The organism is Agarivorans sp. Alg241-V36 (assembly GCF_900537085.1).
GTDB lineage: Bacteria > Pseudomonadota > Gammaproteobacteria > Enterobacterales > Celerinatantimonadaceae > Agarivorans.
The window spans coordinates 24,449-39,952 of record NZ_UNRE01000010.1 but is presented as its reverse complement, the minus strand read 5'-3'; the positions used below and the strand labels follow the sequence as shown (position 1 = coordinate 39,952).

Annotated in this window: 12 protein-coding genes; all 12 read right to left on the bottom strand. The window is 46.0% G+C overall.

From position 1 onward, the window contains the following. Positions 1-825: a carbon-nitrogen hydrolase family protein gene (locus tag G6R11_RS19485; protein WP_240352508.1), complete on the bottom strand. Its 825-nt coding sequence runs from the start codon at positions 823-825 to the stop codon at positions 1-3. After that, positions 822-4,673 carry a YhdP family protein gene (locus G6R11_RS19480; RefSeq protein ID WP_163134709.1) on the bottom strand — a complete coding sequence of 1,284 codons (3,852 nt, stop codon included), beginning with the start codon at positions 4,671-4,673 and terminating at the stop codon, positions 822-824. Before G6R11_RS19480 ends, G6R11_RS19485 begins: the two co-directional genes overlap by 4 nt. A 4-nt stretch (positions 4,674-4,677) precedes the next feature. Further along, positions 4,678-6,147: a ribonuclease G gene (gene rng / locus G6R11_RS19475; protein WP_163134708.1), complete on the bottom strand. Its 1,470-nt coding sequence runs from the start codon at positions 6,145-6,147 to the stop codon at positions 4,678-4,680. Positions 6,148-6,153: 6 nt separating this feature from the next. Continuing rightward, positions 6,154-6,732 carry a nucleoside triphosphate pyrophosphatase gene (locus tag G6R11_RS19470; protein ID WP_163134707.1) on the bottom strand — a complete coding sequence of 193 codons (579 nt, stop codon included), beginning with the start codon at positions 6,730-6,732 and terminating at the stop codon, positions 6,154-6,156. Continuing rightward, entirely contained in the window at positions 6,729-7,214 is a 486-nt protein-coding gene (gene mreD, locus G6R11_RS19465) for a rod shape-determining protein MreD (protein ID WP_163134706.1), read from the bottom strand. The genes G6R11_RS19470 and mreD overlap by 4 nt, the downstream gene beginning before the upstream one ends. A 24-nt stretch (positions 7,215-7,238) precedes the next feature. Beyond that, entirely contained in the window at positions 7,239-8,054 is an 816-nt protein-coding gene (mreC, locus tag G6R11_RS19460) for a rod shape-determining protein MreC (protein WP_163134705.1), read from the bottom strand. 83 nt (positions 8,055-8,137) lie between these two features. Continuing rightward, positions 8,138-9,181 carry a rod shape-determining protein gene (locus G6R11_RS19455; protein ID WP_016400728.1) on the bottom strand — a complete coding sequence of 348 codons (1,044 nt, stop codon included), beginning with the start codon at positions 9,179-9,181 and terminating at the stop codon, positions 8,138-8,140. Between the two features lie 182 nt (positions 9,182-9,363). After that, positions 9,364-13,221: a DUF6701 domain-containing protein gene (locus G6R11_RS19450; RefSeq protein ID WP_163134704.1), complete on the bottom strand. Its 3,858-nt coding sequence runs from the start codon at positions 13,219-13,221 to the stop codon at positions 9,364-9,366. Then, the gene (locus G6R11_RS19445) at positions 13,218-13,682 is read right to left on the bottom strand and encodes an MSHA biogenesis protein MshP (protein ID WP_163134703.1); all 465 of its coding nucleotides are present in this window, start codon (positions 13,680-13,682) and stop codon (positions 13,218-13,220) included. Before G6R11_RS19445 ends, G6R11_RS19450 begins: the two co-directional genes overlap by 4 nt. Then, positions 13,654-14,466 carry a PilW family protein gene (locus tag G6R11_RS19440; RefSeq protein ID WP_163134702.1) on the bottom strand — a complete coding sequence of 271 codons (813 nt, stop codon included), beginning with the start codon at positions 14,464-14,466 and terminating at the stop codon, positions 13,654-13,656. The genes G6R11_RS19445 and G6R11_RS19440 overlap by 29 nt, the downstream gene beginning before the upstream one ends. Then, positions 14,466-14,993: a prepilin-type N-terminal cleavage/methylation domain-containing protein gene (locus G6R11_RS19435; RefSeq protein ID WP_163134701.1), complete on the bottom strand. Its 528-nt coding sequence runs from the start codon at positions 14,991-14,993 to the stop codon at positions 14,466-14,468. The genes G6R11_RS19440 and G6R11_RS19435 overlap by 1 nt, the downstream gene beginning before the upstream one ends. Next, positions 14,980-15,471, bottom strand: coding sequence for a type II secretion system protein (locus tag G6R11_RS19430; RefSeq protein WP_163134700.1), 492 nt, complete (start codon positions 15,469-15,471; stop codon positions 14,980-14,982). Before G6R11_RS19430 ends, G6R11_RS19435 begins: the two co-directional genes overlap by 14 nt. Positions 15,472-15,504: the final 33 nt, after the last annotated feature.

Here is a 15,504-nt window from a genome sequence, read left to right as displayed (position 1 = left end):
TTATTCTCTCCACCCTAGTTGTAATTGACCATGCAACGGCACGGGCATCCGGTCCCTAACTTGCTGTAATAGCTGCGGATTAAAATCGGCTCTTGCTGGCACTATTCCGCTTGGCTGTAGATCTAAACAACGCCCCCAGGGATCAATAATCATTGAATGCCCCCAAGTTTGGCGTTGATTTTCATGTGTTCCTGTTTGATTGGCGGCCACTAAATAGAGTTGATTTTCTATGGCTCTGGCTTGCAGTAGTGCTTGCCAGTGGGCTTCCCCAGTTAATGCAGTAAATGCAGCAGGAAGTAATACAATATCACAGCCCTGTTGGCGCAGCAGCTGAAATAAGTAAGGAAAACGTAAATCAAAACAAATCGCCATTCCTACTCTAATTCCACCCATATCGAACCAAGCCAGCTGTTCACCAGCAACAAAACTGTCTGATTCTCGATAGCTACCTACGTTGTCGGCCACCTCAACATCAAACAAGTGCAGCTTATGATAATGCTGCAACAGTTCTCCAGTGGGTGAAAACGCCAAGCTCGTGGTGTAGCAGCGGTGCTGCTCTTGAGACTGAGTAGGCACACTGCCTGCCACCAAGTAAATTCCGTATAACTTAGCTTGTTGGCTTAGCCATGTTTGAATAGGCCCCCTGCCCAACTGCTCGGCGATAGAGATATAGGCCTTATCGCCACCACCATAACAAGCAAAGTTCTCCGGTAATAAGACTAAATCACCAGCCGCTGGATCAGCTTGTTGCAGCAAACGTTCGGCTTCCAAAAGATTGTCTTTAACCACACCGTTTGAGGTCATTTGTAGGGCGATTAGTTTCATTGGCGAGACTCGCTGGCTCTAAATTCATCGGGTACTTTGATTTCTTGTTTCACCCGTTCTAGCTCGATAAGTTCTGGCTCTGCGAGATTACCAGTAAGGGCGAAGTCAATTTGAGTAACCACTTCCACCACCGGCTCCAAGAGTTTAGACAGAGCCAACACAGCAACTCCGGTAGCGGGTGTTACCAAAAAGGCTGCTAACACTGGTAAGCTGGAGGTTACTTTAGGCGAGTAACTCACTCGATAATCGATTTGGCCATCACGGAAGTCGACTTCACCTTTACCTCGCATTGCACCGGCTACGCCATCTAGGTAAAAGTCTTGGTTGTTACCTACACCCTTATCAAAATTAATACTGCCGCTCATTGAATCGAAGTGCAGACCCTTTTCAAATACATCACTAAAATCAAGCTGCAGGCGACGACGAATAGTGTCTAGGCTGGCTAAGGTAAGCAAGCGTGTGCCCTTGTCACTCATTTCGGTCACTACGCCTTTATCGGTCTTCACCGATATAGAGCCATCCAAGCTGTTCATCTGTGGCTTAAGTAAACTGTCTTGCCAACTTACATCAAAGGTAAAGCGCGCTGGGGTGCCCTTTAAGGGGCTATCTTTACCTAAGTCTTCGATCAGCTGCTCCATACTAGAACTGTCAAAGCTACCAGCAAATCCAGCTTGTTCTTGCGCGTCGATTTTATTCCAAAACAAGGCAGCAGTTAGTTGGCTGTGGCCCCAATCAACCCACAAACGGCCATTCTCCATGGCCTGATTTTCTATCGGTAAATCCAGTTTAACGTTGCCTATACGATAGTCACCAAACTGACAGTCGTTACAGCTAATAGCTATTGGCGGTAAAACCTCAAGTAAAGAGCCGCTTGGCTGCTCAGCCGCTGACTCACTTTTCTCAGCTTCACTATTTAGTTGGGAAAAGTCCAGCTCGTTTAACTGGGCTTTCTCAATAGTTACTTTCACTGCTTCTTCTATACTTGGCGCCTCAGGCACTGCAACGCTTGCGATCAATTGCTCAGATTCAATTTGCAGCTGAGTTTTACTGCGCGGCAAATAAGCTATATTGAGGTTATTTAGTTTCTGGCCGAGTAACTGTGCTTCGTCAACTGAACCGCGAATAAACATCAGAGGTGGCACAGTTAAACTCACGTTGGTGTAATTGGTCTTTGGCTTTTCTGGAGTAAATTTGATTTGTTGCTTTGACCACTTTAGCCAAGGCTCTAGATCTAGCTGAGCGAAATCAAAAGACATCGCCAGGCCTTCTCCCTGCCACAATAAATCGTTATCAGCCCCTAAATTAAGCAACGCATACTTAAGCTGTTTCTGATCATCGACAAAATCAACTTGAGCAGCTGCAGAAATCAACTGATTAGACTCTAGCTGCAACTTACCACTTAAGCCATCGCCACTAATGCTCAGTGCTGTGGGCCAAGTTTCAGCAGGACGTTTTTGCATAGGTTCGGGGAGTGTTAAGGCTAGCCCTAGCAAATCGCTGCGAAAGTCGCCTTTATAATCGAACTGGCCTTGCGGTAGTAAGCGAATATCTAAGTCACCCTGCCAATTAAGGCTACCAGAGCTATATTCACGAAGCGGAATACCAAAGGCGCGCTGCACATCATTTAACGGCCAACGACCCACCAAATCGAAATCAAGCAGATAATTGTCTTCTGAGGCTTGAGTATTAAACTTAATATCCAGCGGCATACCGCGCCAAAGCGCGCTCAAATTGTTAGTGCGTAGTTTATCGTTTTGAAAATATAGCCGACCGTTTACTTGGCTCAAATCCATCCCGGCTGGTTTTACTTTAATGCTGTTGCCATTAAAGTCGACATGACCATTTACCTCTACTTGACCATCGTAAAGCGGAATATTTAGGTAAATCTCACCGGCAACGTCACCACTCCCCAAAGGTAGCTGAGCTAAGCTATCGCTGAGCGCATCAATTGGCGATTGTAATAAGTAATCCTGCACGCCAGCCGCAGATCCGGCGATTTCACCGGTTATGAACAGCTCCGAGCGGCTTTGAAATTTGGGAATACTGGCACTAATACGTTGGGCAGGCACTTCGCCCAAACGAGCGCGGTTACTTTCCATAAACAAGCCATCGTTTTGGAACAGCAAATCTAGCTGCAACTCTTTCAATGCTGGCCAATCGGGGTCAAATTTAAAGGTAGCATTATCTAAAGGAACAAAGGCTTGGAAGATGCCGTTCTTCGCATCATAGGGATAGTTATTGAGTTGGCCGTACCATAATACTTGGCTATGCTTTGCCTGCCCTTCCACTAAGGCATCTTTTAAGTAAGAGAAGACCTTGCCCGGCATCACTTCTGGGTAATACCAATAAGCCTTACCTGCATCTTTAATTTCGGCGTTTGCCATCAAACTCAATACTGGCCATGCACCATCTTTTGGCCAAGTTAGCGACCACTTGCCAGCAAAATCTAATTCGGGGGTGACTAAGTGAGTATGTTGACTACGTAAACTCAATCCGGGATCAGCAAAACGAATGGCAATATCAGAATCGAGTTTTTCGATTTTCCAAGTCTCTTCAAATTGCACACCTAGGTGAAAACCACCTTGTTGCTGCAACTTCACATTTGCCTGCTGTTTATCGCCAACCACCTGGGCATTTAAACCATTAAGGCTAGGAATAAACGCTTGACCTTGAGTGCTTACATCTAGCAACTCTGCTTGATAAGTTAATTGCTTAGTGGCCTGCTGGTATTCAAGCTCCAGTTGACTGAGTTGGCCGCCTTTTAGCAATTGAGACCAAGCTATGCTCGATTCAGCGTTTTCGAGCACTGCCAACACCGGTGACCAAGTCGCTAAATCAAGCTCGGCCAAACGCCACGCTTGTTGCTCTTTACTCACCAAAGCTTGTAATGAGAAATCGGTGTTTTGCTCGTTAACACTAAGTTGCCAAGGTAGCTTATCAATTCGCCACTTATCGGCCACTTTAAGCCCTTGGATAAGGCCCTTGTCTATACGGAGAACTTGCTTGTTCTGTTCGCCCCACGATAATTGGCTAGGCTGCCACTGACTTAACCAACGTTGCTGCTGCTCTGCGCCAAATTCTGCCCATAGCGAAAGGTTTACATCACTCTCAAAGTGCTTGGCCGAAGCACCTAATAGTCGGCGCATCGCTTTTAAATTTAGATGCTCAACTTTAGCAAACAACTTGCCCGTTAAGCTCTCTACATTAGCCGCATCACCCAATAAGTCGACTCGAAAACTTACTCGCCCATTTTGTAAATCTTGGCCAATTAAAATCTCACCATTACCTTGGTGCAAATCGCCTTTGTTCACCCAGTCCAAACTAGCAATATCAAAATTCATGCTATGTTCTGGAAAACTCAGTTCAATTAAACTGTTGGTTAAACTAAACTGCGTCAGCTGCCCCAAAAACACATTACTAATGGCTTGATAGCTTTGACTAAAATCGCGGGAAGTTCTGCTGTTATTAGGGTCAACTCTCAGCTCTAAATGAAATTCATCAAGCACTAAATCTTTGAAAACTACTTGGCGCTGCTCAAGTGTTTCCCAAAGATCAAGTTCTAGCATTAATGCTCCAACGCTGAAACGCGTATTGCGGTCTTCGCCAATCGCAACCTCGGTATCTTCAAACACCAACATTGGCCTAAAATTACGCAGCCGTGCACTCAGCTGGCCAATCCGTAACTGGGCGTCTTGATCGGCCACTAGCCACTGTGCAAGATCGTCTTTATAGTTGCTAGCAAATGATAAAATGCCGCGTGCAATACTTAAGCACACGGCAATAATCACTAATACTATTGCAAGGCCGTACCAGCACTTTCTGGCGCCACGGCGTAAAGGAGTTGCCATAAACCTACATTAATACCACGTCAAATTGCTCTTGACTGTACATCGGTTCGGTTTGAACTCTAACTTGCTTTCCAATAAATACCTCTAATTCTGCCAGGCTGTGTGACTCTTCTCCCATCAGCATTTCGGCGACTTTGGTCGATGCATACACGATGAAATTGTCGGCATCGTAAGCGCGATTAACTCGAATAATTTCACGCAGCACTTCGTAACATACGGTCTCGACGGTTTTTACCGTGCCGCGACCACGACAGGTTGGACACTCGCCACACAGAATATGTTCAATACTTTCGCGGGTTCGTTTACGAGTCATCTCAACTAAACCCAACTGAGAGAAGCCACTTATATTGGTTTTGGCCCTATCTTTGGCTAAAGCCAGTTCTAAACTATGCAATACACGGCGCTGGTGTTCAGAGTCAGCCATATCGATGAAATCAATAATCACTATGCCACCCAAATTACGCAAGCGTAGCTGGCGAGCAATCGACTGAGTTGCTTCGATATTGGTGTTGAAAATTGTTTCTTCTAGGTTTCGATGACCAACAAAAGCACCGGTATTGATATCGATGGTGGTCATTGCTTCGGTTTGATCGATAATCAGGTAGCCACCAGATTTTAGATCCACGCGTCGTTTTAGAGCGCGCTGAATTTCATTCTCTACGTCAAACAAGTCAAAGATTGGTCTGTCGCCAGCATAGTACTCAAGAATTTCGGTAAACTCGGGGACAAACTCAGCACTAAAAGAAACCAATTGTTCATAAGTTTCCCGTGAATCTACTCGAATGCGATCTAGATGAGTGCCCACAAAATCACGAATAATTCGCAGCGCTAAATTCAGCTCTGCATACAGTTTGCTTTTACTTGGTGAGCTCTCTTTACGCTGCAAAACCTTGCGCCATACCCGTTTTAAAAACGCAGCATCTTGTTCAAGTTCATCAGCGCCAACGCCTTCAGCTGCAGTGCGAATAATGAAACCACCCAGCTCATCAACAAAATCGCCACAAATCTCTTTTAAGCGCTCTCGCTCTTCTTCACTTTCAATTCGTTGCGACACCCCAACATGACTACTGCCAGGCATAAACACCAAGTAGCGTGAAGGCAACGTAATGTCGGTAGTTAAACGGGCTCCTTTGGTACCTAGGGGGTCTTTAACCACCTGCACCATAATGTCTTGGCCTTGCCTAACTAGCTCAGCGATGTTCCCCGCTTGGAAATGTTCTTGCTCGGTAATATCGACACATTCGGTATGCGGAACAATATCGGAGGCGTGCAAAAACGCCGCTTTCTCTAGGCCAATATCCACAAAGGCCGCTTGCATGCCTGGTAATACTCGACTGACACGGCCCTTATACATGTTACCAACAATACCACGTCGCGCATCGCGCTCTACGTGGGTTTCTTGCAAGATCCCGCTATCCACTAATGCAACACGAGTCTCGGTAGGGGTAACGTTGATCAATAATTCTGCTGACATAGTAACCTAGCGAGTTAAATGTAAATGGAGTAAACGATCAGTCTCTACTAATGGCAGACCAACCACCGAACTATAACTACCTTCAATACGTTCGACAAACCTACCGCCAAGCCCTTGAATGGCATAACTACCGGCTTTATCTACCGGTTCACCGCTGGCCCAATACTCTGCTATTTGGCTTTCTGAAACTTGGCAGAAGTAAACCTCTGTAGTCACTAACTGAGTATGAGCTCGACCTTGATAATACAGGCAAATTGCCGTCATTACTTGATGCTGCTTAGCACTTAATAAACTCAACATTGCTTTGCTGTCGGCGGCGTCTTTCGGTTTACCCAATACTTGGCCTTCACAGACAACAATCGTATCCGAGCCCAGCACGGCAAGCGACTCACCCAGATGCAAGCTAGATACCGCCGCTGCTTTCTCTTCAGCTAAGCGACACACTAGATCTGCTGCCGCTTCATTCTGTTTTGGTGATTCGTCAATATCCGCAGCTTGGCAAGTAAAAACCCAGCCTAACTGTCCAAGCAGTTCCTGCCGTCTTGGCGAGGCAGAAGCGAGGATTAAAGGGCTGGATTGCTTCATGATATTTTCCACTGGCGGCGCAGCTTACGCAGCAGTAAAAATATCCACGGCCAAGCAACCGTAGTGGTAATAACCGGATAAAAGTAACCTGAAGGCAACTGAATATCTTGAACCAAGTATTCCGCCCAAAAAACCACAATTTTTGCCAAGCCGGTTAAGCCACCAACAACTAAGGCTTGTTGCCAAACCGAAAAGTTACGCAAGCGGGTAAAGTTGGTGGCGGCAATATACGCCACTATCGACATAGCCAACGCTCGAACGCCTAGGGTTGAACCAAGTAGGAGGTCTAGAATAAAACCCACTACGAAGGCGATGCCCACATTAGTACGATGAGGCAAGGCTATCGTCCAATAGAATACACACACCAACACCCAGTCTGGGCGAAAGGCATCTGCAATCAAAGGCAAAGGAATAATTGCCAATATCAGTGCTATGAATAAACTGCCAATAATGGCGCCACGGCCATTAATTTTTTCAATCATGCTGTGCCTTTACCAAGCCAATATCTAAGGCCAAATTAATAATAAATAACGTAAGCGGTCTAACTCCACCACTGGCGTGGCCATTACGTCGGCATAGGGTTTACCTTCCTGATAGTCAAAGCGATTAACTACCGCCACTGGGTAGCCTTCAGGAAAAACGCCGCCTAAACCAGAAGTCACTAATACATCACCTTCACCAATATCGGTACTGCGCGGAATATGCGGAAGCTGCAAGCGGTTTAGCTCGCCGGTGCCGGTAGCTACAGCGCGAATATCATTTCGCGCGATACGCACCGGTATGCCATGGCTCGCATCGGTGATAAGCAATACTCGACTAGTGGTAGTGCCTACATGCAAAACTTGACCAATGACACCAATATCGTTGATGACAGGCTGCCCTTCAAACACCCCGTCTAGCTTACCTTTATCGATAACCACTTGATGCGAAAATGGGTCTGAATCCACAGCCATAATTTCAGCCACCAGCTTACGGCTGTCGTTACGAACAGGCGAGCCCAATAGCGCACGTAAACGGGTATTTTCTTTGGCTAAGCTTTCCATTAACAGCTGATCAGCACGGTTAAGCAGAAGCTGTTCTCGCAAGCTACTGTTTTGCTTTTTAAGCTGTTCACGCGTAATCACTTGGTTGGACATCGAGTCCATAACTTGACCCGGCATATTGGCAATGTATTGCAAAGGGCTGACAGCAGAGTGCAAATACACACGCACTTGCTTAAAGGCAATCAGTTTACTGTCGATGAAAATCAAAGAGATGGACAACAAAATAGCGAGCACAAGGCGAAGCTCTAAAGATGGACCTGGGCCGAAGATAGGTTTCATCGGTCGTTACCTAAGTAGTTGTCTGTTTGGAACAAAGTAAAATAAAACGAAGAACACAAGGCGTGTTCTTCGTTAGGTGTAGCTTATTCGTAATGGAACAAGTCACCGCCATGCATGTCGATCATTTCAATGGCTTTACCGCCACCTCGCGCCACACATGTTAGAGGGTCATCAGCAACCACTACAGGTATACCGGTTTCTTCCATCAGTAAGCGATCTAAATCGCGCACCAAGGCGCCACCGCCAGTTAGCACCATGCCGCGCTCTGAAATATCAGACGCTAGCTCTGGAGGACTTTGCTCAAGTGCTACCATAACTGCACTCACAATGCCTGAAAGTGGCTCTTGCAAGGCTTCTAGAATTTCGTTGCTGTTTAAAGTAAAGCTTCTTGGCACACCTTCAGCAAGGTTGCGACCGCGTACTTCAATTTCACGAACTTCATCACCGGGGTAGGCAGAACCAATAACGTGCTTGATGCGCTCGGCAGTTGCTTCACCAATTAAGCTACCGTAGTTGCGGCGCACGTAGTTGATAATCGCGTCGTCAAACTTGTCGCCACCAATACGTACTGAAGAAGAGTAAACAACGCCGTTTAGCGAGATAATCGCTACTTCGGTAGTACCACCACCAATATCTACCACCATTGAACCGGTTGCTTCTGATACTGGTAAACCCGCACCAATTGCCGCAGCCATAGGCTCGTCAATTAGATAGACCTCACGGGCACCCGCTCCCATTGCTGATTCGCGAATAGCGCGGCGCTCAACTTGGGTAGAACCACAAGGAACACAAACCAGTACCCGAGGGCTTGGACGCAAGAAGTTATTGTCGTGCACCTGTTTGATAAAGTGCTGAAGCATTTTTTCGGTTACATAGAAGTCAGCAATTACGCCATCTTTCATTGGGCGAATAGCTAAAATGTTACCAGGAGTACGACCTAGCATTTGCTTAGCGGCATGACCTACCGCGGCGACACTTTTGGGGCTGCCAGCGCGCTCTTGGCGAATCGCCACTACTGAAGGCTCGTTAAGAACGATCCCCTGATCTTTTACGTAAATAAGTGTATTGGCTGTTCCTAAGTCGATAGACAAATCGTTAGAAAACAAGCCTCGGAGCTTTTTAAACATAGCTGGGCGAATCCTGAGAAATAGTGTCGATGATAAGCGATTAAAACTTGGCTCACTTTACCAATGCAGACCGCGACTAGCAAGCATACTCTAGAGAGAAGCCAAGGATAGTGAAGGCTATCACCTGCCTTTCACTCTTTCCTTGCTTTAGATTGCATATTTTTCAATCAACCAGCCTTTAATTAGAGCATTCTACGATCAATAACCCGGTCGCTTTGACGAAATATGCCAAAGGTCACTTGACCACTTCCCGCGGCATCATCCGCGTTCTCAAAACTGCCGTTACCGTTCCAATCCTCACGTAGCCAGTTAAGATTGCTTTCCAAGTCGAACCAATAATCCACTTGGCCGGTATTTCCCTCGCCCGGAGCACTAAAATCTACCCAAATAATGCCTTGATTAGCCACGCCCGGCGAGCGAAGCGATACCGTTGAACTTCCGCCGCCAACTTGTGCGGTGGTAGCGTCAATTTTTGGTACAAACTCCAAGTTAGCGAGATTCAGATTACTGCAAGTATCATCAACGTTTCGAATGTACTGACTACCATCGTAATACTGCAGTTCACCATTCACCGAGATGGCTTGTAGTTCTGAACCAAAACCATTGTTGAGCTTGATACGACCGTGGCGAAGCGATGGAGCTGTGCCTAGTACACAGCTATAGGCTGTATCATCGTCACCCGCACAGACATAGATGCCATTTGTCGATTGGATGCCCGCATCGTCATACTGATAAAATAAACTAATAGCGCCATCCACTACAGGAGCTTGCGCTGTCACTGGTTTTTCGACGCCAGAGAGTAAATCAGTCTCGGTAAACACGCCATCAACCCATGTACTGGTCGATTCTTCGATGTTGAAATCGTCGTCAAAGCCTGCAATGGGAGAACTACTAACAAAGCGCCAATCATTGGCTGGTTCTCTGCCAACTTCGGTAACAGGGAAATTTTTATCTGTAGAGTAATTTTGGGTAGTAACACCGAAGGCATTCTCAGCAATAAGGGTCCAACTAATTAGCTGCTCTTGCTGGCCAATGTAAGTAAAATCTCCCACTAAACAGGCTGCTTGAATGCTCGCCACCGTCAATTCAAAGTGATGGGGATAAAAACTACCGACCACTTCATTGGCCTCGGCCACATCATGGTCTACTAAGGTATAACCTAGATACTCTGCTACTCCCCCAGTGTAATTAATGCTTCCCACTTCTGAATAGTTAGTATCGATGATTAGCACCACGCCGGCTGATTGACTATCTACACTGCCTTTACTAAGTGTCCCCTCCTCTCCATCCGCAGGGCTTTCTAAGCTAGCTTCCTGTAGCAAGTTCTCAGGGTTATTAGCAAAGTCAGCAACAAAATTCAGCGCATGGCACTCTTGACCTTGAGTGCTGATATCACAGTTATCAATAACTGCGACCAAAGAAGAAACAAATGGGTCGCCAGCTTTAGTAAAGTAGGAGCTTGGATTGACTCTGGTTTCATCAGTTTGATTTTTTATATCTTGCCATACAAAGCCAGCAGGAATTAACTCTGCGGTTGTGCTTCCTAGCAAGGTTGTGGTTGAGCCATCGATTACCGAGCCTACCTCATCCCAAAAATTAATGCTTAAGCGCCCAACATCGGGATAACGCAAGTTAAGCTGAGCCTCACCGCCGGAAAATACTGTTTTGATTTTGGTATTGGCACTTTGACTAGCACTTACATCTACAAATACATTGCTAACTTGGTCTTGCACTGCCAGTTGCCGCGATCCCGAAGCTGGTTGGCTATAATCAGTCCAAAAGCTTAAGTCTTTGGTGCCTTCATAATTGGCGATTTGACTACAACCAACTCCACCATCGGGGTCTTTACCTACTGCGGTGAGCTTAAGCGCAAACTCGGTATTGGCTTTATGAGGGTTCTCACCCCATGTTCCAATAAGTTCGTCCTTAAAACCATAAGCATTAAAGGTAACAATGGTTGTCGCACTCACTGTACCATCGGCTACGGTAAGCGTTACTGCGCCTTCTAGGGGATGCAATAAGCCCAAAGTAACCTGGCCCAGGTCATTTGGAACAAAGGTATAGCTGGCCTGGCCGTTATCAGCCCCCGCTTGCAAGCTGCCTTGGCCATTACCTTGTGACCAGGTGCCACGGTTAGTTGAAGTGCTTAATCCAACGGTTCCTTGAAAGTTTTGGTCAATCTCATCGCCAGACTCATCACGTAAAACAGCTTGAATTGTCACCTCATGGATATCACAGGTAAGCCCTGGGCTATCGGCAAAAATATTAAGGCCAGGCACCTGCACCGAAGAATTTGAGGCAAAAGCCATATAGCTATATTCCTCTGCCAAGTGAGTTCGCTCGTTATCTAGGTATTGATCTTCTTCAGTGATCATCGAAAAGTCAGCAGTGTTATGCTGGCATCGCCTTAACCAGCCACCGTTGTTGCCTCGTCGTTCATTTTTGCTACCCACCAAAATAGGAGGCACAGAAAACAGATTAGTTTGATAACTAGTGGTGTAGTTACAGGTAGCCGCTGGAGTAAGGGTGCTGCCGCCACTGCCATGAGTAACAGAGTTGCCAAACTGATAGTTAACCACCTGATTATCCACAGTAATAGCGCCAACGGTTGCTTCTGTAGCTAGGTAGGCGACGGTTTCATCTTGCAAATCTTCATAATAGATTGAATCATTATCCGACACGCAATAACGCGAGAAAAATCTAAAATCATAGGCTTCGCTGCTATCTATCGCTAAGCGAATACCATTGTTGTTATATTCTGAATTTGAGGTTAGCCAGCAATTGTTGCTACGCGATTGCATTTGATGCAATACCACCGAGAGGTTGCTCGGCATAGCTACATTAAAATAGCCTCTATCTGGGAATGGAAACGCTGCATTAGTATCTATGGTGCCTGCTCTTAACTCGGTACCATCTTCCAGAAAATGCTCACCTTCATTCACCGCAATCCAGTCTATCGCTTGAATATTCTTCGAAGGCGTTGAATTTCCCGGTGGCTCTTGCCTAGCCCAAGTAAAACCCGTCCACTCGCCGTTGTTTTGAATAACACTGGTTAAAATCGCCGCCACCGGGCCATCATTATTTGGGTCACTGGCATCCATTGGCGTCATCAAGAAAACTAAAGGTTTAGACTGGTAAGCTTGGTCAAAAGTGACAGTTCCACCGTTTTGGCCAGCGCCTGAATTGCCAAATTGCAGCAACAAGGGTTCGGCAGCAGTGCCGCAATCCGGCACAACGTTTATTTGATCAGCTCTATCTTGAAACAAAACCTCACTTTGCCCGTTTAATAAGACTCCATCGCCTGTAATTGCGCCATTTAACGTAGAGTTACCATCAAGTGATGCGGACTGCTCACTAAAGGCATAGGCATTTAGAGTCGTACCACCGTTTTGAACAAAATCTCCGTAAGAATAAAAAACCAATCTCTCTGGGTTACTAGCATCACCAACCACATTGCCGGTGTGGAGATAATTTTGTTCGATAAAAAATACTACTGAGCCAGAAGATGGCAAAATAATGTTTGTACCATAGTTGAGTGTTAACCTTTCAACCCAGTACTGACCAGCAGCAAATTCAACAGTTCCATTATTAACATTCAAATGTTTAATCCGATACACACCACCATCATCGGCAAACTTAAAGTTACCACTTACATTGATAGTAACGTCGCCATACTCACCTGCAGGCAACGAAACATTTTCATTCCAACCTGGAGCGATATTGTCATTGCTGGTCGTTCTGCACTCCTCGAATAAAGGGATGCCTTCCGGTTTTACAGCCAAAGGAGGGTTGCTATCTCTAGCCCGACAAGTACCTCGGCCATTGTTTGAGTCACACGCTGTAGCTGGGTCATTGACTATATTTGCTGGTAACTTTCTATTTGAAGGGGCATTCGACAAAGTAGAAGAACTAACAAACGTCAACTCTCCGGAAGCAGTATAGGAGTTCACCCCCTCAACAAAGCTATCACTCCAATCTGCTAGAGTTCCCATTGAAAAATAAGCCAGCAAGGAGCAAAGGAGGCGAGGGATAAATTTCATATGCCACTCCTTGCTTGAATGCTTTGGCTACGTTGCACCAATATTTCTCCCGTACCACATTGACCAGTAGCTTGTAGCTCAAAGAAACGCGCACTTAACTCGCTGATGTCTTTTTGCTGGCAGCTCACGGTAACGCTGCATGTTGCTAAGCCTTGGCCATTAAGTGCGGGCTCTTCAATCACATTGTCGCACTGGCCTGGCGTGGTGACAGGAACATCTAAGGGAAACAGGGCTGACAATGCTTGCTCTAAGCCTGAATAGGCTGCCAGTTCGGCGCGAGTGCCGAGAACATCCCATGCCGCATTGCGTGAGGTATCTTGAATCATAAGCGTTAAACCCGCACTAATTAGTGCCATTACTACAATAACAAAAATAGCCACCACTAAGGCACTACCACCTTGGCGGGTAGGAAGCGCTTTACAGGCCTGTTTGTTAGGGCTGATTAAGAACAACGATGTCATGATTAAATTCCACTACTTCTCTATTCTCAATAAAACGCAGACGAAGGTTCACTAAACCATTTCGAGTTAAACTGGCTGGGGTAACTTGAAATGGCTGAATAGCACTATCGGCTTCAAGCTTACTGGCCATTAATACCCCATTGCCACTATCTGCCGGCTGAAAGCGTAGTAAGTTACTGCCTTCCACACAATAACGAATCGGTTCGTCTAATATAAATGCCCGCTGCGAAGGTGAATCAGTACTCACGCTAACCGAACTAGCAAAACTAATAGTGCTCACTCCAGAACTTGCGTCAGCGCTAATATTACTCAAGCAAAACACCTTACCCGCGCTGGCGGTACAAGCGGCATCCAATAATGCACCGTTTGCATCCAACACTTCGTTACTATTAAGTACATATACACCTAACCAAGCATTGCCGGTTCCAGTGACAGCAGGTTGATTGAGTGAAGTTACCACAGAGCCTGAGGCTGCACTGCTGGGAGCCATAGGCAAATTTATATAGGTATGGCTAGAGAAAGTAGGCACAAAGGTTAAGCAATGGTTGGCATCTTCGTTACTGTTTGGACTAAGCATGGCGCTATTTGGCAAGCTATTGTGTAGCTCGCGATTTAAGCGCTCAATGGCAAAGCGCGCTTCACCTAGCAGAACTTGGCGATCTGCGCCTTGGCGATAAATCAAACTGCCGGTGCGCAAAAAATCACTGGTAGCAATCGCCAAAATCGCCAATAACACCATGGTGATAACCAGTTCAATTAGCGTGAATCCCTGCAAGCGGCGCATTAGTAATTCCACCTATAGGCACTAAAGACGTAATCGATGTCATTAGGTGCTCTTATTATTACGTCAATACGTTTGGCTGCACTGATGCCATTTTCGCTGCTGTCTACATTGACTCGGTAAGAAAAGTTGCGATAAATGTCCGACAGATCAACGCCTAAACTATCATCAATACTAATGAAATTGCCATTGGTGTGATAGTCATCTACATCATTATATTGACCACGATCTTCCCCTTCGGGGCCATAATCACTAGCGGCGGTGCAACTTGGCTGCCCAGTTTCGCCACAGCGCCATAACCCTCCTCCAGTGTGATCAGAATTTTCATCAAAGGACTTGGCAAGTATTTCATTCATTAAACTCGAACCCAGTTCGGCCGAGCGCACTTCATAAATAGGGTCAATGCTTTGGCGTGCTTGTGGCACCAAAAAAGAAGTAATCACCACCAGCGATATGGCCAACACCACAATGCCAACAATTAATTCAATAAGGGTGAAACCAGAACTTAGCGGTAACTTATAAGGGCGCATGAATATAGCCCTCTGATTCTATAATAATAGTGTGAGTATCATCGCCTTCGACACTAATCACACAAGGGAATTGACTACACAAGCTTGAGTCAGCAAGTCGCACTCGTCCCAATCCATCAAAACGAATCGTCCCTTGGCTCACTAACAATTCATCAGAATAGGAAACAGCCTCCGAAGGCGGAGAGGAGTTAACACAGTTGCCATTAGTAGATAGCTCACCAGAAAAATAGCTATCAGAATCGATTTGCAGAAAAAAGCAATCTTGATAATGGTTCATGGCTTGAGTTTGCACCAAATGCAAACGGCTTAACAATTGTTCTCGCAGACTAATTTCAGCAAAGCCACCGCGAAAGAATTTAGGAAGAACGGTGATGGCAAGAATGCCAATTAAGATGAGCGTAATCACCAGCTCAATAATAGTAAAGCCGGAGTGTTTAGAATGAGGTATTCGAGGAAGTTCCAATTTAAGTGTTAGCAAATAAAAGGCTAGCCGAAGCTAGCCTTTTTAAAC

What these genes read in the sequence shown, in the direction of transcription:
- G6R11_RS19440 (WP_163134702.1), bottom strand. Translation starts at nt 14,466, where the DNA reads ATGCGCCGCTTGCAGGGATTCACGCTAATTGAACTGGTTATCACCATG.
- rng (WP_163134708.1), bottom strand. Translation starts at nt 6,147, where the DNA reads ATGTCAGCAGAATTATTGATCAACGTTACCCCTACCGAGACTCGTGTT.
- mreC (WP_163134705.1), bottom strand. Translation starts at nt 8,054, where the DNA reads ATGAAACCTATCTTCGGCCCAGGTCCATCTTTAGAGCTTCGCCTTGTG.
- G6R11_RS19455 (WP_016400728.1), bottom strand. Translation starts at nt 9,181, where the DNA reads ATGTTTAAAAAGCTCCGAGGCTTGTTTTCTAACGATTTGTCTATCGAC.
- G6R11_RS19450 (WP_163134704.1), bottom strand. Translation starts at nt 13,221, where the DNA reads ATGAAATTTATCCCTCGCCTCCTTTGCTCCTTGCTGGCTTATTTTTCA.
- mreD (WP_163134706.1), bottom strand. Translation starts at nt 7,214, where the DNA reads ATGATTGAAAAAATTAATGGCCGTGGCGCCATTATTGGCAGTTTATTC.
- G6R11_RS19485 (WP_240352508.1), bottom strand. Translation starts at nt 825, where the DNA reads ATGAAACTAATCGCCCTACAAATGACCTCAAACGGTGTGGTTAAAGAC.
- G6R11_RS19445 (WP_163134703.1), bottom strand. Translation starts at nt 13,682, where the DNA reads ATGACATCGTTGTTCTTAATCAGCCCTAACAAACAGGCCTGTAAAGCG.
- G6R11_RS19435 (WP_163134701.1), bottom strand. Translation starts at nt 14,993, where the DNA reads ATGCGCCCTTATAAGTTACCGCTAAGTTCTGGTTTCACCCTTATTGAA.
- G6R11_RS19470 (WP_163134707.1), bottom strand. Translation starts at nt 6,732, where the DNA reads ATGAAGCAATCCAGCCCTTTAATCCTCGCTTCTGCCTCGCCAAGACGG.
- G6R11_RS19480 (WP_163134709.1), bottom strand. Translation starts at nt 4,673, where the DNA reads ATGGCAACTCCTTTACGCCGTGGCGCCAGAAAGTGCTGGTACGGCCTT.